Source organism: Companilactobacillus nodensis DSM 19682 = JCM 14932 = NBRC 107160 (genome assembly GCF_000615905.1).
Classification (GTDB): Bacteria; Bacillota; Bacilli; order Lactobacillales; family Lactobacillaceae; genus Companilactobacillus; species Companilactobacillus nodensis.
In genome coordinates this window covers 10,998-32,317 of the sequence record NZ_BAMN01000017.1, presented here as the reverse complement: position 1 = coordinate 32,317, position 21,320 = coordinate 10,998, and the positions used below count along the sequence as shown (strand labels likewise).

18 protein-coding genes and 1 pseudogene are annotated in these 21,320 nt (G+C 39.1%); 14 read left to right on the top strand and 5 right to left on the bottom strand.

Going from position 1 to position 21,320, the window contains the following annotated elements:
* The first annotated feature begins 76 nt into the window (after nucleotides 1-76).
* From JCM14932_RS10665 to JCM14932_RS10650, 4 genes are all read left to right on the top strand, one after another.
* The gene (locus JCM14932_RS10665) at nucleotides 77-289 is read left to right on the top strand and encodes a hypothetical protein (protein ID WP_025024841.1); all 213 of its coding nucleotides are present in this window, start codon (nucleotides 77-79) and stop codon (nucleotides 287-289) included.
* A gap of 96 nt (nucleotides 290-385) precedes the next feature.
* The gene (locus tag JCM14932_RS10660) at nucleotides 386-1,591 is read left to right on the top strand and encodes a C39 family peptidase (RefSeq protein ID WP_025024840.1); all 1,206 of its coding nucleotides are present in this window, start codon (nucleotides 386-388) and stop codon (nucleotides 1,589-1,591) included.
* 10 nt (nucleotides 1,592-1,601) lie between these two features.
* Nucleotides 1,602-3,050 (top strand): NlpC/P60 family protein, encoded by a 1,449-nt coding sequence (locus tag JCM14932_RS16055; protein ID WP_025024839.1) that lies wholly within the window; start codon nucleotides 1,602-1,604, stop codon nucleotides 3,048-3,050.
* A gap of 69 nt (nucleotides 3,051-3,119) precedes the next feature.
* Nucleotides 3,120-4,484 carry a DUF3329 domain-containing protein gene (locus JCM14932_RS10650; protein WP_268870374.1) on the top strand — a complete coding sequence of 455 codons (1,365 nt, stop codon included), beginning with the start codon at nucleotides 3,120-3,122 and terminating at the stop codon, nucleotides 4,482-4,484.
* A gap of 42 nt (nucleotides 4,485-4,526) precedes the next feature.
* Here JCM14932_RS10650 and JCM14932_RS15340 read toward each other — a convergent pair.
* From JCM14932_RS15340 to JCM14932_RS10625, 4 genes and pseudogenes are all read right to left on the bottom strand, one after another.
* Nucleotides 4,527-5,359: pseudogene (locus JCM14932_RS15340) on the bottom strand (2-keto-4-pentenoate hydratase).
* A gap of 551 nt (nucleotides 5,360-5,910) precedes the next feature.
* Complete coding sequence (locus JCM14932_RS10635; RefSeq protein WP_025024837.1) at nucleotides 5,911-6,648, bottom strand: hypothetical protein; 738 nt, start codon at nucleotides 6,646-6,648, stop codon at nucleotides 5,911-5,913.
* On the bottom strand, nucleotides 6,596-8,365 hold the full coding sequence (locus JCM14932_RS10630; protein WP_025024836.1) for a hypothetical protein: 1,770 nt from the start codon (nucleotides 8,363-8,365) through the stop codon (nucleotides 6,596-6,598). The genes JCM14932_RS10635 and JCM14932_RS10630 overlap by 53 nt, the downstream gene beginning before the upstream one ends.
* Nucleotides 8,366-8,572: 207 nt before the next feature.
* Nucleotides 8,573-10,975, bottom strand: coding sequence for a hypothetical protein (locus JCM14932_RS10625; RefSeq protein WP_025024835.1), 2,403 nt, complete (start codon nucleotides 10,973-10,975; stop codon nucleotides 8,573-8,575).
* A 318-nt stretch (nucleotides 10,976-11,293) separates the two neighbouring features.
* On the opposite strand from JCM14932_RS10625, the gene JCM14932_RS10620 reads away from it, so the two are divergent.
* From JCM14932_RS10620 to JCM14932_RS10605, 4 genes are all read left to right on the top strand, one after another.
* Nucleotides 11,294-11,935: an ABC transporter ATP-binding protein gene (locus tag JCM14932_RS10620; RefSeq protein ID WP_025024834.1), complete on the top strand. Its 642-nt coding sequence runs from the start codon at nucleotides 11,294-11,296 to the stop codon at nucleotides 11,933-11,935.
* Nucleotides 11,936-12,709 (top strand): ABC transporter permease, encoded by a 774-nt coding sequence (locus tag JCM14932_RS10615; protein ID WP_025024833.1) that lies wholly within the window; start codon nucleotides 11,936-11,938, stop codon nucleotides 12,707-12,709. It abuts the gene before it with no gap.
* Between the two features lie 92 nt (nucleotides 12,710-12,801).
* Nucleotides 12,802-13,722 (top strand): aldo/keto reductase, encoded by a 921-nt coding sequence (locus JCM14932_RS10610; RefSeq protein WP_235700590.1) that lies wholly within the window; start codon nucleotides 12,802-12,804, stop codon nucleotides 13,720-13,722.
* Between the two features lie 95 nt (nucleotides 13,723-13,817).
* Complete coding sequence (locus tag JCM14932_RS10605; RefSeq protein ID WP_025024831.1) at nucleotides 13,818-14,741, top strand: Ppx/GppA phosphatase family protein; 924 nt, start codon at nucleotides 13,818-13,820, stop codon at nucleotides 14,739-14,741.
* Here the strand turns inward: JCM14932_RS10605 and JCM14932_RS10600 are convergent.
* Nucleotides 14,738-15,250, bottom strand: a complete 513-nt coding sequence (locus JCM14932_RS10600) for a YbhB/YbcL family Raf kinase inhibitor-like protein (RefSeq protein ID WP_025024830.1) — start codon at nucleotides 15,248-15,250, stop codon at nucleotides 14,738-14,740. The genes JCM14932_RS10605 and JCM14932_RS10600 overlap by 4 nt on opposite strands.
* A gap of 45 nt (nucleotides 15,251-15,295) precedes the next feature.
* Here JCM14932_RS10600 and JCM14932_RS10595 point away from each other — a divergent pair, with 45 nt between their 5' ends.
* The 6 genes from JCM14932_RS10595 to rsmA are packed head-to-tail and all read left to right on the top strand — an operon-like array spanning nucleotide 15,296 to nucleotide 21,282.
* Nucleotides 15,296-16,252, top strand: coding sequence for a hypothetical protein (locus JCM14932_RS10595; RefSeq protein WP_025024829.1), 957 nt, complete (start codon nucleotides 15,296-15,298; stop codon nucleotides 16,250-16,252).
* 39 nt (nucleotides 16,253-16,291) lie between these two features.
* The gene (locus JCM14932_RS10590) at nucleotides 16,292-16,993 is read left to right on the top strand and encodes an NAD-dependent protein deacylase (RefSeq protein WP_025024828.1); all 702 of its coding nucleotides are present in this window, start codon (nucleotides 16,292-16,294) and stop codon (nucleotides 16,991-16,993) included.
* A 60-nt stretch (nucleotides 16,994-17,053) separates the two neighbouring features.
* Nucleotides 17,054-19,072: a methionine--tRNA ligase gene (gene metG / locus JCM14932_RS10585; protein WP_025024827.1), complete on the top strand. Its 2,019-nt coding sequence runs from the start codon at nucleotides 17,054-17,056 to the stop codon at nucleotides 19,070-19,072.
* A complete protein-coding gene (locus JCM14932_RS10580; protein ID WP_025024826.1) occupies nucleotides 19,072-19,836 on the top strand; it encodes a TatD family hydrolase in 765 nt (254 codons plus the stop codon). The genes metG and JCM14932_RS10580 overlap by 1 nt, the downstream gene beginning before the upstream one ends.
* Entirely contained in the window at nucleotides 19,836-20,405 is a 570-nt protein-coding gene (gene rnmV, locus JCM14932_RS10575; RefSeq protein ID WP_034543246.1) for a ribonuclease M5, read from the top strand. The genes JCM14932_RS10580 and rnmV overlap by 1 nt, the downstream gene beginning before the upstream one ends.
* On the top strand, nucleotides 20,392-21,282 hold the full coding sequence (gene rsmA, locus JCM14932_RS10570; protein WP_025024824.1) for a 16S rRNA (adenine(1518)-N(6)/adenine(1519)-N(6))-dimethyltransferase RsmA: 891 nt from the start codon (nucleotides 20,392-20,394) through the stop codon (nucleotides 21,280-21,282). The genes rnmV and rsmA overlap by 14 nt, the downstream gene beginning before the upstream one ends.
* Nucleotides 21,283-21,320: the final 38 nt, after the last annotated feature.

Here is a 21,320-nt window from a genome sequence, read left to right as displayed (position 1 = left end):
CCATGAAAATGGAAATAAGGAAAGAATGTACTGAGGGATCTGTTAGTTAATAGGAAGCTCTTAGGAGATAACTATTATGAAAAATAACATGAAATTGTTTTTGTACGGTGGTGCATTATTGGCCACATTGTCAACTGGATTGATAACGACTGTGTCTGCCGCTACCGTGAGTCCTAAAGTTGAGACAGACACTAGCATTCCAGCACCAGAAAAGATTGGTGACAAGGTCGTTGATACTGATGTGAACGTTGCTAACAACGCTATTCAAGCATTGAAAGATTGCAAGTAAAGATTTTAAAATTGGGGGCCGAGCACATCGGCTCTTTTTTGTGTTGAGAAAACGTCTACTTTGCGCGATAATTATTCGTGTGAAGGGGGAGAATAAATGGGGAAAAACAATCTTTTATTAGCGACATTATTTGCTTCAGCAGCTTTATTAACGCCGCAGATCGTCCATGCTGACGCTGTTGATACAGCAACGCAAGCAGATCCTAGTGTTCAAAGTACTCAAGTAGAGCAACAAACGACACCAGATCAGCAAGCAAGCACTGTACAAACACAAGCAGAATCAGCTGATACGACAGCACAAACGAATCAAGATACGCAAGTAACACAAGATTCACAGACTGCACAACCACAAGATACTACCAGAACTCAGGTTGGTTATACCGACCAAGCCGTCGACGGTGTATTCACGGTTAATGGTAATATTGCACACATTTATGATCCAAACGGACAATTGGTTACTAATCGTGCCTTAATGGCAAATACTGATTGGTATACGAATGCTAGACGTTCAGTTCAAAATGGCAAAGTGTATTATCACGTTGCTACTTCGGAATACGTTGATTCAGAGTCAGGAGCTTTTACTAACAATGTTGAATCGTATACTGGAACAGCGGACGTTGTCTATAAGTCCAATTCTAGTATTCATTCATTCAGCGGTTATGGCTCAAAGGCTACATACTTAGGCAATGACTTAGCCACTGGTTCAAGTTGGCAAGTAAATAAGCGTGCCAAGGTCGGTAACAAATATTGGTACCAAATTGCTGCTAACACTTGGATACCTCAAGACAATGTTGTTTTGAACAATACAAGTTATGCTAGTGCCGATTGGGTAACTGGAGTTCCGTTGATCAGTCAGAGACCTGAATTGCCTAATGGCTGTGAGATAACTGCGGTCACAATGATGCTGCAATATGCTGGTGCCAATGTGAATAAGATGCAGTTAGCTCAAGAGATGCCAAGAAGCAGTAATCCTAATTATGGTTACATGGGACAACCTTGGGACAATACAGGTATTACTATCTTTCCACCAGCACTAATGAACTTAGTAGAAAAATATGCCGGTACAGCCAAGAATATGACTGGTGAAACTTTTGATGCGATCAAGTATCAAATCAACATTGGACACCCAGTCGTAACTTGGAACACATTGCATGGATTCCCATATCATGCCTTAGTTGTTACAGGTTATGATGCTAATAATGTTTATTACAATGATTGCTGGACTAACCAAAGTACACAAATGAATATTAACTCATTCATCGCCAACTGGGATACCCAGAACCGACGTGCTATAAGTTATTAGGGAGATTAAGATGAAGAAAAGTACAGGGATTTTTCTATACAGTGGACTGCTATCAGCTGCCTTGTTCGTAGGGGGACAAAACATTGTCCACGCTGATGCAACAAACACTACAACAGCTAGTGAAACAGCTACACAAACTGCACCTGTTGAAGCACCAACAGCTGTAACAAATGCTACAGCTAATACAGATGCCGATGCTACTGCTGCACCAACTACAGATGCACAAGCTGACAATACTTCAGCCGATACAACAACACAAGCAACTGCAGATACTACTACTGCTAATTCTACACAAGACTCACAAACAAGCGTTACACCTATCAAAAATGGTGTCGTAACAACTAATAAGGTAACTTACTTAGTTGATAAAGAAGGAAAATCAATCACTAACCGTGCCTTGATGGCAAATACTGATTGGATCACTGATAAGCAACTATCAATCGGTGCACAAAAATACGACCGTGTCAGCACATATGAATACGCTGATGCTAACGATGTTAAATTGTCATACGGATATGCTGACAAAGGTTCTATCCGTGTTACAAACAACGGTGCTCCTCAATATAACCGTGGTCTAGCTGACTACACTTATACAGGTGCGCAAAACTTGGCCGCAAACTCAATGTGGAAGTATAACCGTAAGGATGAATTCAACGGTGTTACTTATTACCAAATCGCTAATAACCTTTGGATCAACAGTAACGATGCTACAACAGCACCTGCTTACCAAAACCCAAGTGGCTGGCTACAAATTCAAGATACACAAATCAAGCAATCTGAAACACCTGGTTATGATTTATATAACGGTGTTGAAGGTATCAAGACTTGGTTAGTAAGAAGATACTTCGGTTATTCAAATGCTCACACTATCTATGATGGTAATGTTGCTAATTCTGTTAGAGGTCTTCAATCAAGAGTTGGTTTGCCTGTTACCGGAACTGTTAACTTAGCTACATGGCAAGCTATGGGCTTCTCAGAACAATCATGGTATGACTTTGATGCCTACGTTGCTCCACTACAAACAAATGCTACAAGTACTCGTTCAGATCATATTGAAGCTATGATCAACCAAGCATACAAGTATCTTGGCCAACCATGGATCTCTGGTGCAGCTTCAATGCCAGGTTATGGTGTTGACTGTTCAGGTCTAGTTACACAAGCTCTATATGCTTCAGGTGTTGACTCAGCTCCAATTTCAAATATTCAACACGCTTCACCAGGTCACGAATGGAATAGCCGTGACTACTGGGCAGATGGACGTCTCCCACAAATCAGTTTCAATAGTCGTCAAAGAGGAGATTTGATCTTCTTCGCTGACCCATCAACCGGTGTTGTATGGCACGTTGGTATTCTATTGGATCCTCATACAATGATCGAATCATGGCCTTATGCAGTGCAAGTACACTCAATCTATTCAGGTCGTGGTACTATCGTTGGTGTAAAACGTGTATTCCATTAATTTATAAAACTAAAAAAGTCAGTCTCGTGAGAGATTGGCTTTTTTGCTAGATTATTGTGATATTATGTTATGGCAAGCACTTTTAACTGGTTTAGGGGGCAAATTAAAATCAAAAGTAAGGTTAAATTAAATAATGTGTTTTTAGTTTTAGTGTTACTCGGGGTATTCATAGTTATCTTCACGTTGAATCTAAAAACAATGTACACGGCTGACGATTATATTTACAGATTTATTTATCACACAGCGTCACCATTTGGAAAAAAAGAAAAAATCGATGGATTAACCACGATTGCTATTTCACAGTGGAACCATTATTTCAACTGGAACGGAAGATTCGTGGCTCATTCGATAGTTCAGTTCTTTATGCAATATAACAAGATCGTTTTTGATATTTTTAATACCTTTGCCTTTATTGGTTTGGGATTGATGATCAATGGCTTTTCACGCAGACGTAGTGATAAGCATTCTGATGCAATTATTCTCTTTATTGTATTCGCCTTTCTCTGGTTCTTTATTCCGGAATTCGGTAAGAGTGCCTTATGGGTCTCTGGTTCTGGAAATTATTTATGGACTAGTTTGATTTATTTATCCTTCATAATGATGTGTTCACTTAAGAAGGATACGAATGTTCTATTACTAGTGGGATCGATCATAGCGGGCTTCTTAGCTGGTGCTACTAACGAGAATTCTGGTCCGGCATCAGCTTTGATCGTTATGTTGATGATGCTATTAGAATATTTAAAAGATAAAAAGTTTTATTTATGGAAATTATTTAGTGTCATAGCCAGTTTGATTGGATCCATCGTCATGGTTATGTCTCCCGGATCTCAGGCGAGAGGACATATGAGTATGACCTTGGGAGTTCTATTAGGCAATTTCAAGAATTTGGCAAGTCTGTCAATTCACTCATATTGGATTCCCTACGTGGCTTTACTTGTTTTGTACATCTGTGCGTATAGACAAAGAAAACTATTAGACAATAGTACGATCATGAGTTTTATATTTTTGATCGGTCACTTTGCTAGTGTTTATAGCTTGATCTTGTCTCCAGAAGCTCCACCTCGAACTTTGTTTGGTTCAACTGTCTTTTTGGGGATTGCAATTTTTATGGTTGTCTACGATCTTAATAAGTCGACTTATTCGGTTGCTTTGAAGTATATATTGGCAGTTGCTTTGTTAGGTCTATTCTTAAGAAGTGGTTTAACAGCATATCGAGATGTCAACTATACCAACCTGCAAGTTACACAAGAATATAGAACCATCACTGATGCCAAGAAGGTTGGCAAAGATACCGTCACTGTTAAGCTCATTTCTGAGCCTAAGAGTTTGTACAATGCCTTTGATGGTACGGCCTATCTTCAAAAAGATCCTGGTGCTTGGATGAACCTCTGGGTCGCTAATTACTTTGGAATGAAATCAATATCGGGTAAATAATTCAAAAACCAATCTCATTTGAGATTGGTTTTTTGTTTGGAGCTATTTAACATCGAGGTCAACATTGCCAAGGCCATTATCGAATCTTGCTTGCCATGCACCTTTTGTAAGTGATGGTGGTAAAACGAAAGTACCTGACGATACTCGTTGATCCTTCTTCAAAGTTTTATGTTGGGTTGCTAATTTATCGACTAACCACTTTAGTGACTTAAGTGGGTTGCCTAGTACTTCTGTTGATTTACCTGACTTCAGTTCCTCCCCGTCGTGAAGCAAAGTGCAATTAACATTCTCTAGTGCATCAACTGTCTTGAATAACTTAGTATCGAATTCATCCCCATAAACGACTAAGCCTCCTACAGCAGCGTCTGACATGACCATGTACTTCGATAGACTAGGGAACCAGTCCTTGAATCTTGAATCTGGCACCTCTAGTGCTGGCGCAACGGTTGTCTTGTTTAGGAGATCTTCCAAAGTGTCATCTGGACTCAGGTCTTCTTTGGCACGGAAGCAAAGCTCCACTTCAACGAGTGGTTCCATTAGGTCACTCAGATTAACTGTTGTTGGAGCATGCAGGAAGTGACTTGCCAGTTGAGCGCCATACAGTGTTCATCAGAATCGAACATATCTTGAGTTTGCTTGCTGGTAAGTGAAACTTTGTAGCCACCGACTGGCTCATTCTTTAGTCTGGTTAGTTCATCTTGTACACGATAAGCTGTTTCGTCGTCGGTTGCGTAGTTTGACCAATCATCTTCGTTCAGTGGATTTTGAGTTCTCCATGAATTGTAGAGTGCCTGAGTTAGTTCAGCCTCGTTTTCTGATAATCTAGTGTTTGTTAAAGTTTCAGTTGTATTTTGTGTCATAAGTGGAGCCTCCATTTGTTTTTGTAATATTTAAAATTCTAATCTGACCCTTAATCTGAGATTCACTAATATTTGCTTCCATAGAGACTCACCTCTTTTAATTTAATTTTAATTAATAAAAACAAAAAGACGCCCTAAGATGAACTAAATCATCAAAGGACGTCTAGGACGTGTTACCACCTTTATTCGTACGTGCATTGCTGCATGTACCTCAAACAAACTATAATAATTTGCCGGCACGATAATGGGTGCAACCAGTGACTTCTACTACGGTAATACCGATTTGAAGCACGACTGTCAGGTGATAATGATTATTCAGGTAATGTGTTGTCTCGCATCGACCGACAACTTTCTGAGATACCTGGAATAGCCAAGTTCTTGATGAACGTCTTTTTCGTTTGTTATTGATTGGTTGTAAATTTAGACTCTTTTATTAGATATGTCAACCTTAAAATTAAAATAAATTAGTTTATTTTTAATTTTAAAGCATATAAATCCTTTTATATCAGGCAATTGAGAAATAAAAAAACATTATCAGCTTTTTTCTGATAATGCTTATAATCTCATCAATTAGGCACATCTTCCATTGCCCAAGTTAGAGTTCCGGTATATTTACCGGGTTTGGCCTGTGAGTTGACTGCTAATTTCCAATCTCCCACACCGACATAGTTTGTCAGATTAGGTGATGTTGCATTGAAGAAAGTGGATTGAATCGGTGTACCACTTGATGTTATAGGTTTCCAAGTTCCCGGAACGGTTGGATCTGATTCACGTTGTTTGATGAACATTAAGCCATCAGATGAAGGTGGTAAAGTATCGCCAGTTTCATTTTTGATTTTTGTATTGTCGTCGTCATTATCATAAGCAACGGAAACTTGATAATTGGTCGGCGCTGAATGATTGATTAGGAGTTGACCAATAGTTGAAATATTAGTTAAAAGGCGATTTTCTGGACTGTAATTGATTTTTCCAAAGTCTATCAATGATGGAGTTTGGACGAAGCCACTGATATTCGTGTCTTGGACTACTACGTTAGCGATATTGGTGTGGAGCGTGCCGAGGTTTGCACCACCACTAGTAGTTACAGGGGTTATCTTGGCGGTATTGCTAATTGATCCCGAGGCCGTTTTTGTAACGGTAGCAGGAAATTCCATTGTGATGCTGTTACCAGGATCAATTTTTTGAATCCAGGCGGACATGTTCTGAGTGTCTGTGAATGATGTTTGCCCATTTAAAGCTGGATTAGTGTATTCAGTTTTTACGGCTGATCCAATTTCTCCAACTAGTCCCTTTGGCTGATCCAATTTCTCCAACTAGTCCCTTTGGTAGTACCTCGTAAATAAAACTATTTTCATTAAGTGAGTTGGCACTGGCGGGATTGACTGTAAATTGTGTCTTGAATTTAATGGTGTCTCCTGGCTTGGCGTTAGTACTGTCTTTGTAGGTTGTCTCACCATTGGTTACATTTCTGACTTGCTTAGTAAAGACATAGTCAAAGGCTGTTTTTTCTATAGGTATATCGGCTGTGGCTGTGTAACTTCTTTCCTCAGCGTCATCTGATCCGGCATCAATACCGGAGAAGATACCGAGGTTGTGAATCGTAGTACCACCAGCATTGGAAAGTATTGTTGTATCAAATTGAATTGAGGCAGATTTACCATCGGGAACAGTTAGAGCCGGTGGAATCGTCAACGTCTTTGTAGTTGCATCGTAGTTTTCGGAAGGTAATTTACTAGTGGTACCGTCAGTATTTTTGAGGACTAGACTATTGGGGTCAATTTGTAATCCGTCGGGAATTTGGTCGACCAATTTGGTAAAGGACCAGTTACTGTTGTATCCGACGTTCATTATTTTTAAGTCAAAATTTAATTTGTCACCGATGTGATTTTTGCCGTCAGTACTAGTTTTATTTGTGTAAGTTTTAGTGACTTTTGGAACAGCATATTTTGGTTGAGAGACACCGACTGATGATACATAGTGAGCTGTTTCGCCAGGCTTCAAAGTGGTGTAGGGCCACTTCATTGTGTATGAGGTGTCGATACCACCTGAACCGCCCAAGATGAGATCACCATATTTTAAGTTTTTAGTCTCAGTACCGGTACCTGAGAAGTTAGCGGGACTGAAGCCTTTGGTCCAATCCATACTGGCGGAATTATATTGTGATACAACATAGTTTGAAGGTCCATCTGGTAGACTTCGATCGAACAGTAATTTGTATTGTGAACTTTGGATATAAATACCGTTGTTTTTTTCAAGTGCATATATTGGTACGGCATCGTTGCCGTTAAGTTGAGTATCTTCGCCGTACAATATTCCAAAGCTCTGTGTAGATCCAGAGACGTTCTTAACATATAACTCACGTTGGACGATGGCAGCATTACTTGGTGAAGGCCGTAGAACTACTTCCATTCGTAAATCATAGTGTCCAAAATTGTTATTTCGTATAAAATCACCGGCAAACTTATAAGTTGGTTTCCCATTGGCATCAGTTCCTTGATAGTGTTTTTTCCCGGATAAGAAATTAGTCAAAATGGAATAATCAGGAGTTGAGACTGCTGATGATGTTCTGTCAGGGACCAGCATAAAGTCTCCTGAAGAGGGGGAAGTTGATTCGAGTTGTGTCATCTGTGACTTCCAGCCTTGTTGGAACAAAGCACTAACATATTTGTCATTATCATCTAGAAAGGTATTTATTTTAGAATAATAGGTACTTTGGTTGTTTCGAGTTGAATCCCTGATGACGGTATCGTCACCACCGTAGATGACTTTGCCGTTAGTGTCTTGTGCTAACCCAAAAGTATAATCTAGACGAAGATCTTTACTGATATCTAATTTACCGACGTAATTAACTCTAGAATATTTCCAATTATCTATACCATCATTAAAATTCGTATTAGGATCCCAAGTTATTTTTTGTGAATCTGCAATAGTGATAGTTTCATTTGAAATAAGTAAAACGAATATAAGCGAAAAGATGAATAATACAAAAAATAGAATCTTGAATTGCACTTTACCTTTCAAAGTAATATCCCCCAGGTTAGTTAACGCATTTTTTTGATTCGTCAACAACATGGTATATTAATTTCACAGCCATTTCAGTAGTTATAAAAAAGCTTTTAAAGAATGTTTTTGGGATATAAATCAGTGGTATCAAATAATAAAAATAAAAAAATACGTTCAGATTTGTAGCATATAGCTAAAAGTCTGAACGTATTTTTGAATTAAATTTTAAATTGAATCTGCCATTGACCACGTCAACGTACCGTTGTAAGTACCTGGTTTGGTGTTGGAATTAATGTTTAATTTCCAATCACCGACACCAATGTAGTTAGTGAGGTTCTGGGTCCCGTTGAAGGTCCCAGTTTGAATTGGCGTACCGCTAGGAGTTATCGGTGTCCATGTTCCCTTATCGTCAGGAGAGCTGGTACGTGATCTGATGAACATCAATCCATCAGATGTAGGTGATAGGGTGTCACCGGCACTATTTTTCATTTGTGTGCTGGCGTCGTTATCATAGGCTACTGAAACAGTGTAGTTGTTGTCAGTGGGGTGATTGGCAATCAGTTGACCGGTCGTGGCAACGTTCTTTAAGGTTTCTTGTTGTCCGGTAAAATTGATTGATCCGAAATTGATTAGACTTGGTGTTTCGGTGAAACCAACTACGTCAGTTACATTGACAGTGGCTGTATTGGAGACTATGTCACCAGGTGAGGCACCGGAACTTGTTGTGCCAGTTATTGTAGCGGTACTACTAATGATACCAGCAGACGCTTTGGTAACTTTAGCTTTGACATCCATGGTTACAGATTCTCCGGGAGTAATTGCTTTCAAACCCTGACTATCTACGTTAGTACCTATTGAGTATGTATTTCCATCAGGTCCAGTCATTTTTGCACTTACTATTTGTAACCCATTTGGTAAAGGATTTTTCATGTAGCCACCACTAACTAGTGAATCTTTACTATTTGAATTAACCGTGAATTTTGTTTGGTAATTAACTATATCTCCAGCTTTAGCCTTTGTAGACTCGGCGTAATTTTTTTCGCCATTAGTTTCATTTTCTACGAGGTTCGTGAAATTATACGTAAATGAAGATTTTTCAACTGGAATATTTACAGAGGCATTGAACTTCTGAGATTCACTGGTTGTAGTTGTTCCAACGTCTTTACCAGTAAAGTAAGCTGTATTATTCAAAGTCAATCCACTAGCATCATGCGTTATAGTTGCTTCAAATGTGACAGTGGCAGATTGTGCATCGTTAATCGTACTTTCAGGATTTATCGTTAATGTTTTAGTCAAGCTATCATATGAAGCCGGATTGATTGAAACATTTGAGGATAGAGGTGTATTCATTTTTATAGAATTGGGATCAATTTGTAGGCCATCGGGTATCCTGTCTTGTAATTCGTCGAAGCTCCAGCTACTTCCATAACCCTTATTTAGCATTTTTAGATTAAACTTTAGTTTGTCTCCGACACGATTTGTTCCATCGGAACGAGTTTCATTAGTATATGTTTTTGATGGTATTGGTACTGCGTAAGGATCTTTCGTAACACCGATTGCAGTAGCGAAGTGAGCAGTATCACCGGCAGCAAGGGTGGTGTATGGCCATTTTTGTGTGTATGATGAATCAACATTAGATAGGATGGTGTTATTAGCGTATGTTTTTGATTCTGCACCACTTCCAGCAAAGTTTGCCGGTGAAAATCCACTTAGCCAGTTCATCATACTACTACTGAACGGTTGAGCAGCATAACTTGTAGGACCATCAGGTAACTGATTGTTTATAAAAAGTTTGTAATCGCCATTTTGAATTGACATACCACTTTTATCATCCATATCCTTAATAGTTACTCTATCAGCATAACTGCTTCCAGATATGTTAAGTGCAGTGTCTTCACCAAATAGAACACCAAATTTCTGTGTGCTAGATGTCGCATTTTTTACATACATTTCTCTTTGAATTACTGGAGCATTTGTTGGTGACACCCTCAGTAATAATTCAACTTTCAATGTATAAGTTCCAGGGTTATTTGTTCCAGATGATTCTCTATTGAAGTCACCAACGATCTTGAAAGCCTTATTCTCATTAGCGTCCTTTCCAAAATAATATTTTTTATTAGTTAATTTATTTAAAAGAATAGAGTATGATGCGTTGCTAACACCTGCTAGTGGTCCAGAGGAATCTTTTTCAGGTACAATGGCAAAATCTAAAGAAGATAGTGAAACACTTCTAGCAGCTGTTAATGGATTAGATGCAGTATAACCCGATTGTGCAACTGAAGATATATATTTGTTATTATCACTCAGGAATACGTTGAATTTTGAAAAATATGAATTACTTTGACCACCTTGACTGTCGGAAGTGATGGTTGGATCATCCATTTTGGCAACATTTCCACTGGTGTTTTGTGCTAAACCAAAGGCATAACCAATGGATAAGTTACCACCAATTTTTTTCAAACCAATATCATTGTGATCGGTTTGTTGCCAATCAGTGATTCCATCATTAAAGTCGGAACTTGTCGTAGCTGCCTGTGCAGTCTTAACTAAACCAAAAGATAAAATTAAACTTAAAAAACAGAAAAAGATTAAAAAAGCTTTTCTGAAGTATTCTTGTCTCCTCATCATAATATTGCCCCTTGCTAATGTTTTTTAGAATGCTTCTACGTGTTAATTAAGGTGCCGTGGTAGCCCTTAATTGCGTTCAGTGTCATTGTATATAAATATAATGATGTATAGGAGTCAACTTTTGTAAAAATAATTGTTTAATATTATTAACCGTTCACATAATTTGTATTAATTGCCTAATATAGCGGTTATTAGTGGCTTTAGATTTTTGTCTAAATTTGAAGTAAGTTATTGGCAATCTGTCATCAAATGAAAGATAATCATATGAGTAACGTAAACAACGTTAAGGCTTTCAAAAATATTGATGGGGTGAAACATTTGAAAAACATTTTTGAATTAACTGACCTTTCTTATCAGGTAGGGGATAAGAAAATTCTAAAAAATATTAACTTAAATATCGAGCAGGGTAAGTACATTACATTTGTCGGTCCTTCGGGTAGTGGTAAGAGCACTTTGATGCGTATTTTGGCATCGATGATCAGCGCTACGTCTGGCGAAGCACTGTTTAATGGCAAAAAAATAAGCTCATACGAGCCTACAGAATATCGTCGTCGAGTTTCTTATGCTTTTCAGCAACCAACGTTGTTTGGTAAGACGGTCAAAGACAATTTGGAGTTTCCTTATATTGTTCGTGGCAAGGAATTTGATTGGGAGCAAGTGACCAAGTTTTTGAATTATGTCAATTTGGATGAGAGTTACATCGACAAGAGTGTTAATGATGTTTCTGGTGGGGAGAAGCAGCGTATCGCCTTGTTACGAAACCTGATTTTTCCACCAGAAGTATTGATTACAGATGAGGTCACGACTGGTCTTGATGCAGATAATAAAGAAATAGTTCATAATATTTTGAACAAATTCAACCAAGACGACGGTCTAACGATTCTTCGGGTCACACATGATGATTCAGAGATCGAACAAGCAACGGACAAAGTTACGGTCAAGAATGGCGAGGTGATTTAGATGTCTAATTTAACAGTTTCTAATTCAACATTAGCATTAGGATTTATTTTGGTTATCATTGCCTTAGTTATTGGCTATTGGCAAAAACTTCAGATCGACAAAGATATTATTATCGGTGTTGTTCGAGCGATTATTCAACTAACCATTGTCGGCTATATTTTGAAGTTCGTGATCAAGGCAAATGATGTTTGGCTGACGATGGCATTCTTCGTGGTCATCGTCATTAATGCTTCGTGGAATGCTGGTAAACGTGGAAATGGTATTCCTAAGGCATTTCAATTTTCTCTGTTAGCAATTTCAGTCGGGACGATAGTTACGCTAGGAACACTGGTTTGGACGGGTTCGATTCAATTTATTCCGGAACAGATCGTGCCATTCACAGGGATGATTGCCAGTAACATCATGGTTGCCATCGGACTCTGTTATCGTAATATGAAGCAGTCGTTTACCGACCGCCATCAACAGATCCTCGAAAAACTTGCCTTGGGTGCTGACATCAAATTAGCCTCAGAAGATATTATTCGTGAGAGCATCAAGAGCGGTATGCAGCCAACAATTGATTCGATCAAGACACTGGGATTAGTCGCATTGCCAGGAATGATGTCTGGTCTGATCATTGCCGGAGTTGACCCGGTCAAGGCCATTAAGTATCAGATCATGGTTACATTTATGCTGCTTGCTTCGACAAGTATCGGATCATTTATTTCTTGTTATCTCGCTTATAAGCAATTTTATAATGAACAAAAACAACTCAATTCTCATTTGCTTTCGTAATTAATACTATAATTGATTCCATAAAAGTATTAGTTGAGGAGGACAAATAATATGGTAAAACTTGATAATGAATTAAATATTCCACCGATTGCTTGGGTACCTGGTCATGGGGTTCAGGTAATAATGGTGGTGATCAAATCTTTGGTAATCATTTGAACAAGGATAATCTCAAGTCAGTTTTTGACGCTGGGATGAAATGTGGCTTGAACCTGTGGGACACTGCCGCAGTTTATGCGATGGGTGATTCCGAAACAATCTTAGGTGATTACTTACAAAACGTTGACCGAAAAGATGTGATCTTGTCGACTAAGTTCACACCTAGAAGTGCTCAAGATGTAGAACATCCCATGGAAACGATGTTGGACGGCAGTTTGAAGAGATTGCACACTGACTATACAGATATTTATTGGATCCACAATGCCGCTGATGTGAAGAAGTGGACACCGCAATTAGTTCCGTTGGTTAAGTCAGGCAAGATCAAGCACATTGGATTGTCGAATCATAATTTGGCGGACTTGAAATTAGCCGCCAGTATTTTGGCAGAGTCAGGATTGAAGATTTCAGCGGTTCAAAATCACTACAGTCTCTTATATCGTGCCTCTGAGAAAGCTAAGATTATTGATTACTGCAAACAGAATAATATTATCTTCTTCTCATACATGGTGCTCGAGCAAGGTGCTCTGTCTGGTAAATATGATATGAATCATCCCTTGCCAGAAGGAAGCCGCAGGGCTAAGGAGTACAATCCGATACTTCCAAAACTGGAAAAGTTGATTCAAACTATGCGTGAAATAGGTAAGGACAAGAACCTATCAGTTGCACAAGTTGCGACCGCTTGGGCTATTGCTAAAGGAACTGTACCTATCTTGGGTGTAACCAAACCAGCTCATGTTGAGGATGCTTTAGCCGCAAGCAAAGTAGCTTTAACTGAAGACGAATGTCTATTAATGGAAAAATTAGCCTATGAAACGAGTGTCGATACTCGTGGTGTTTGGGAAAAACCAATGATTTAAATAAAAAATCAACTAGTTTTTATAACTTTGTGAAGATAGACCTACTATGTAGGTCTTTTTTTTTATATAATTATCACAATGGGATGTGATGCAATGTGAAGTTAGCAGTGATAGAAATAGGATCTAACTCCATCAGAACATCAGTGTATAGATCTTCAAAGCGGAATCGTTTTAAAACCTTGGATCGATGGCGTGAGCCTGTCCGGTTAGGCAAATCGATTGCACATAGTCGATTATTAACGAATGAACAAATTGAAGAAACAATTGATGTTCTTAAGAAGTTTCAAAATAGGATCCAAAGATATGAAGTAGATAGAATTAGTTTAATTGCCACGGCAGCTGTGCGAATGGCAAAAAATCAAGAACAATTAATTTTTGCGGTTCTAAAAGAAACAGGACTGCAACTGCATATTATCGATGAGCAAGAAGAAGCCTTCTACGATTACGTGGCTGTCCGCAATACGATGCGGGTCAAGGATGCCTTGATCGTGGATGTTGGCGGTGGAAGTAGTGAGATCAGCTTGGCCAAAAAGGGCCGTTTGAAACATGGATTAAGCATACCGATCGGGGCAATATCCATTTCTGATCTCTACTTGAAGAGTGATCCGATCAAGTCACAAGAGTTGAATGCCGCTAAGCGAGAAATTGGCGAGCACTTGGACAGTTTGCAGTGGATGAATGCCAATGCCACGTTTGTTGGCTTAGGCGGGACCCTGCGAGCTGTAACGAGCATTTTGAATCGTGAGGGCAAGCGTAAGAAGACACTCCACAATTCAATCGTGACGATCGATCAGATCGACAAGTTATTCAATCGCTTGGTCCACGCTTCAAATGAAGAACGTAGTCAGATCAAAGAACTGAGTGATGGCAGATATGAGGTCATTCTGGGCGGAATCTTGATAATTTCTGAGATCATCAAAAAAACCCCCTCTAAAGAAATTCGTTTTTCGAATTTCGGCGTTAGAGAAGGTTATGTCTTTAACTATTTCCATAAGATGAATCTACAGGAAAAAGATTAATTAGCACGACTAGGTAGGGTTATTTGAGCTGAATCAAGAACTTTCCCCTCCATCTTGTGGAGAAGTTCGTTCATCCAGAAACCCTCTTTAATATCAAGAATGTCACTCAAGGCGTATACTTTTAATACGTAATCATGTGTTGCATCAGGTGGGTTAGGTCCGTTGTATCCGACCTTAAGATCGTCATCATTATCTCCCAATAGTGGACTTGCGGAACTGTTCTTTCCTTGAACTACAGAAGCCTTAGCTGTACGGCTGAAGTCTTCAGGAAGTTCCAATTGTTCAGGCGAGATATTAGCAGCTGTCCAATGGATCCATTCGAATCCACAAACTGGAATCGAGTCAGGATCAGTGAATGTGAAGGCAAGTGACTTAGTACTTGCGGGAATATTTGATAATTTAATTGGGAAACTAATGACGGGTTTCCCATTTTTAATATCGTTTGTAGGTGCGAATTTACCGTATTTATCTGGCAACAATCCGTTATCCAAATGTACATTTATTTCCATATAAACCCATCTCCTTAAAAATTTATTTATAACGAGGTAATGATAATGGAACAAATAGATAAAAAAGATTTATCTGATATTATTGTAAATCAGATTCGAAAGATTGAACAATTAGTTGGAAGACCGGTAGTTGTTTATAGCGATTATGCTGAACATGAATATTTGACACTTGATCAAGCTAGTCATTCTAACAAAGACGGTGCGATCGAAGTTATTATCACTAATGAGAAATACAAAGATTTTGTTTTATTACATGAACTTTATCATATTGAATTAGAAAACTCTGGTGAACCAATTATTTCTTGCGCTGTTACATCAGGCAAGGAAGATGATGATGGTCGTATCCTTTCAACCGCTAATTCGTTATTTGAAACTTTAGAGCACGCTGAGATCGTTAAGAAACAAATCGCTGACGGCAGTTATACTCCAGAGATCAAGACTGAATATTTGAAGGGTATCGATCATGCCTTGAATCCACACGTAACACTCGATCTTGCAAACATGAGATTCTATCGTTCCTTGATTATCTTTGACGGAATAGTCTTCGGCGAACATGCCAAAGATGCTGAATGGAAGATGGAATTTCCTGTTTCATATAAGGTTGCTGCAGGTTTTGTTGAACAAGTCGAGAAGAATGATATGACGGTGCCATTCCAATTCAGACGTGCGTTGATCCACGTTCTAGAAGGTTACAATGACTTGATTATTTCTAACGGTTACGAAGGGATGCACTATCACGAGTTCTTGAATGTGACACCAGTTGTATCCAGCCGTCAATTGAGATTGACCTTGAATCAATTGTTCCAGATTAAGCACTCACCATATACTAATCGCGCCACTAAGAAGGATGCGTTCATCTTGCTTGGCGTTAATGATGGTCAGAGTGTCGCAACTTTGAATATTGATCCTAAAAAAGTAACACCTGAGTTTTATAAGGCATACTATCAACAAACCGTTGAAAAGGCATTTGCTCAAAGCGGAGTTAAGTACATCACTAGATAGTTTTCAAAAAACATAAGGAGGATTTTTATGACAGACAAGATTTCAGAATTCAAAGATCTGCTTCAAAGGGCTAAGTTTGTAACATTTTTGACTGGTGCTGGTGTATCAACACCTTCAGGGATACCTGACTACCGTTCTAAGAATGGGTTATATAAGCGTGAAAAGTATGATTTCCCACCTGAATACATGTTGAGTCATGACAATCTGGTTGAACATCCTGATGTTTTCCACGACTTCACAGTCCACAATATGTACTTTCCAGATGCAGAACCAAATATCATTCACAAGAAAATGGCTGAAATCAGTAACGAAAAAGGTGCTATCGTCACTCAGAACGTCGATAAGCTCCATACCAAGGCTGGCGCCAAAAATGTCGTGGAATTCCACGGTAACTTGTATGATAATATTCATTGCTTAACTTGTGGCAAGGAATTCGACTACAAGTACTATCTCAAGGATTATCGTCATCATGAGGATAACGGGATCATTCGTCCTGGTACAACAGTTCTATATGGTGAAAATATTAATCCAGATAACGTTGAACATGCGGTCGAGGATGTCGAATGTGCTGATTTACTAGTCGTTGTTGGAACTAGCTTCAAGGTTTATCCTTTTGCTGGCTTGTTGAGATATGCCAAGAACGACGCCAAGTTAGTCGTTATTAATAAGGAAAACTTGGATCTTGATTCTGAGGTTTTGGCTATTTCTGATGACGCAGTTAATGTTTTTTCTCAAATTTAAAATGATATACTAATAACAACTATTGCATAACTATTTATTTGCGGAGGCTTGAAAATATAAATGACTAAAGATAATAAGACTTTTTACATAACTACTCCTATTTATTACCCATCAGGTAAGTTGACGATCGGTAATTCATATACGACCATTGCGGCGGATACATTGGCTCGTTACAAACGTAATGAAGGCTACGATGTATTCTTCCTAACTGGTACTGACGAACACGGTTTGAAGATCGAACAAAAAGCCGAAGCTAAGAATATGGAACCACAAGAATACGTTGATATGATGGCAGCTGACATCAAGAAGCTATGGAAGACACTTGAGATTTCTAACGACAAGTTCATTCGTACAACTGACGATTATCACGTTAAAGCTGTTCAAAAGATCGTTGAAAAATTGATTTCTCAAGGTGACATTTACTTAGGTGAATACACTGGCTGGTACTCAGTTGACGATGAGGAATACTTCACAGAATCACAATTAGCTGAAGTTTTCCGTGACAAAGACGGTAACGTTACTGGTGGTAAAGCTCCATCAGGTCACGAGGTTACATTAGTTAAAGAACCTTCATACTTCTTCAAGATGGGTAAGTACGCTGACCGTCTATTGAAGTATTACGAAGACAATCCAACCTTTATCGAACCAGAGATCCGTAAGAATGAAATGATCAATAACTTCATCAAACCAGGTCTTGAAGACTTAGCTGTCTCAAGAACTAGTTTTAAGTGGGGTGTGCCAATTCCTAGTGATCCTAAGCACGTTGTCTATGTTTGGGTCGACGCATTGTTGAACTATATCACTGCTCTTGGTTACATGAGTGATGACGATTCACTATTCAAGAAGTTCTGGCCTGCTAACGTCCAATTCGTTGGTAAGGAAATCGTTCGTTTCCACACTATCTACTGGCCAATCATTCTTATGGCTCTTGGCATCGAATTACCTAAGCAAGTCTTCGGACACGGCTGGTTGTTGATGAAGGACGGTAAGATGTCGAAGTCTAAGGGTAACGTTGTTTATCCTGAAATGTTAGTTAACCGCTACGGACTAGATTCACTACGTTATTACTTGATGCGTGCAATGCCATTCGGTAATGACGGTGTCTTCACTCCTGAGGATTACATTGATAAAATTAATTATGACCTCGCTAACGACCTTGGTAACTTGCTAAACAGAACCATCTCAATGATCAACAAATATGACGATGGCAAAGTTGTTTCAGTCGCTGCTGTAACTGACTTAGATAAGGATCTTGAGAAGTCATACGCCGACACATTGACGGACTATCGTGATCACATGGACAAGTTTGAATTCCCAGAAGCACTTGCTAGTGTCTGGGCCTTTATCAGTCGTGCTAACAAGTATATTGACGAAACAAAACCTTGGGTCCTTGCCAAAGATGATGCTAAGAAGGCTGAACTACAATCAGTTCTTGGTCACTTAGCTGAATCATTGAGGTTGATTGCCCTCTTGATCAGTCCTGTTATGACACAATCACCAATCAAGATCTTCGCTCAATTAGGCTTAGATTACGATAATGACAAGAGCTTAGAATTCGGTGACACAGTTGTCGGTAAGACCGTAACTAGTGATCCTGAACCAATCTTCCCAAGACTTGATGCCAAAGAAGAAGTTGAATACATCAAGGGTAAGATGGCTGAAGAACAAGCTAAGAATGGTAGCGGCAAGTTGAGCAAGTCTGCTCAAGCCAAAGCTAAGGCTCAAAAAGAAGAAGAGGATGAATATCCTAAGGAAATCAGCTTCGACGACTTCGCAAAAGTTAAGATGGTCGTAACTGAGATCCTAGATTGTAAACGTGCCGCTAACGCTGACAAGTTGTTACAATTCACTCTTGATGACGGTACTGGCGTTGATCGTCAGATTCTCTCAAGCATGTACGAATTCTATCCTAACTATAAGGAACTTATTGGTAAAAAAGTTGTTGCCTGCATCAACTTGAAACCAAGAAAGATCCGTGGTGAATGGAGTAACGGTATGTTGCTATCAACTGAAATGGGTGACGACGTTAAGTTAGTGCTTGTTGATAATTCACACAAAAATGGAGCAATCCTTGGATAATGAAAATTTTTGATACTCACACACATTTGAATGACCCAGCATTTGCTGGCAAAACTCAAGAGTATATCGATCGAGCTGCTGAATATGATGTCGACGAAATGGCAATCATTGGTCAGAATGAAGAGTACAATATTGAAGCTATTCGCTTAGCTCAAAACTACAAACCACTTCATGCTGTGATCGGCTGGCATCCCGAGTTTGCCAAGGAATATAACGAAGAGCAACTAGTCAATCAGATCAAGTTGCCAGAAGTTGTTGCCATTGGTGAAATCGGTTTGGACTATCATTGGGATGAGAATCCTGAACCAGAAGTTCAAAAGGCTACTTTGTTGAAGCAATTAGATATTGCTCAACAGTATGACATGCCAGTCTCAATTCACTGTCGTGATGCGTTCAGTGATATGTACGATATCTTGAAGCAACATGATATGTCGAAGTCAGGTATTATCATGCACAGTTTCAACGGTAATCTTGATTGGTTGAACAAATTCCTAGACTTAGGATTGATGATCTCATACAGTGGTGTGGTTTCATTCAAGAATGCACCCGAAGTTCATGAGTCAGCTATGAATACACCACTTGATCGACTACTTGTCGAAACAGATGCACCATATCTAGCACCAGAACCATATCGTGGTCACCAAAACGAACCAGGATATACGCGCTTCGTGCTAGATGCAATCGCCAAATATAAGGATATGGATCCCGAAGTAGTTGCCAAGCATACGTTTGAAAACTCACATCGGGTCTATAACATTAAATAATGAAAATAAAAGAAATAATTGTAGTGGAAGGTAAGTCTGACACTAATCGTCTCAAAGATTGTTTGGGCGACGTTGATACGATCGAAACCATCGGTTCAGCGATAAATGATGAAACGATTCAACGAATCAAGCTCGCACAACAAAAGCGTGGCGTCATCATCTTCACTGATCCCGACTTCAACGGGAATCGGTTGCGGACGATAATTGCTCAAGCTGTACCAAATGCTAAACAAGCATTCTTACCAAGAGACAAAGCTGTGCCTAAGAAGAGTGACGGCAGTCTAGGAATCGAACATGCTAGAGATGAAGATATAAAAAAGGCGTTGGCAGCCGTTTATACGACCTCAGATCTAGTTGACGATTATAGTACTGATGACATGATCGACCTCGGTTTGATCGGGGATGCTCATTCGCAGAAGCGTCGCGAATTCGTTGGTGCAGAGTTGAAGCTTGGATATACGAATGCTAAACAATTCTTGAACCGCTTGAATATGTTACAAGTTAATCCACAGGATCTGCTTGCGGCAGTTGAAAAATTTGATAAAGGAAGTTCCCATGACACAAAATAGATTAAGTATTGCTGACCCGATCCGCACCAATGATATTCTTCGCAAATATAAATTGCGTGCTAAGAAGAGTTTGGGACAAAATTTTTTAACGAATGAAACAGTCTTAGATGATATCGTCGATGCAAGTGACTTGCACTCAGACGAAATCGCCATCGAAATCGGACCTGGTATCGGTGCTTTGACTGAGAAATTATCACAAGTGGCTGAGAAAGTTTACGCATTTGAAATCGATTCAACCTTAATTCCAGTTCTAGAAGATACCTTAAGTTATTACGATAACATCGAAGTTTTCAACGAAGACATCCTAAAAGTTGACTTGGATGAATTTGTCACAGAGCATCACTTGGAAGGTAAGACAATCAAGGTTGTTGCCAACTTGCCTTACTACATCACGACACCGATCATGCTTAACTTGATCAATAGTGATTATCCATTCCAAGCACTAGTATTGATGATGCAAAAAGAAGTTGCTGAGCGAATCACCGCCAATCCGGGGCACCGTGAATATGGCTCACTAACAATTGCGGTCCAGACACAAATGGACGCTAAAATTGCTCGTATCGTTGGAAAGAATTCCTTCATTCCTAGACCAAAGGTCGATTCAGCTGTGGCTGTTTTGGAACGAAAACCCAAAGACGAGATAAATATTGAAGATCCAGTTTTCTTTAACAAAGTTATTCGTTCGGCTTTTGCTCAAAAGAGAAAGAGTCTGATGAATAATTTCTTAAACTGGCTTGGTCGAACAGATGAAAATCGTGCGCTGATCAACGAAGTTTTCACTGACTGTGAAATCGCTGAAAACGCACGTGGCGAACAGGTTTCAATCGAACAATATAAGAAGATGGCAACTGAACTTAAACAAAGAACTAAAAAATAATTAGTTTATAAAATGATAATCTTCTTGTAATTTTCAGG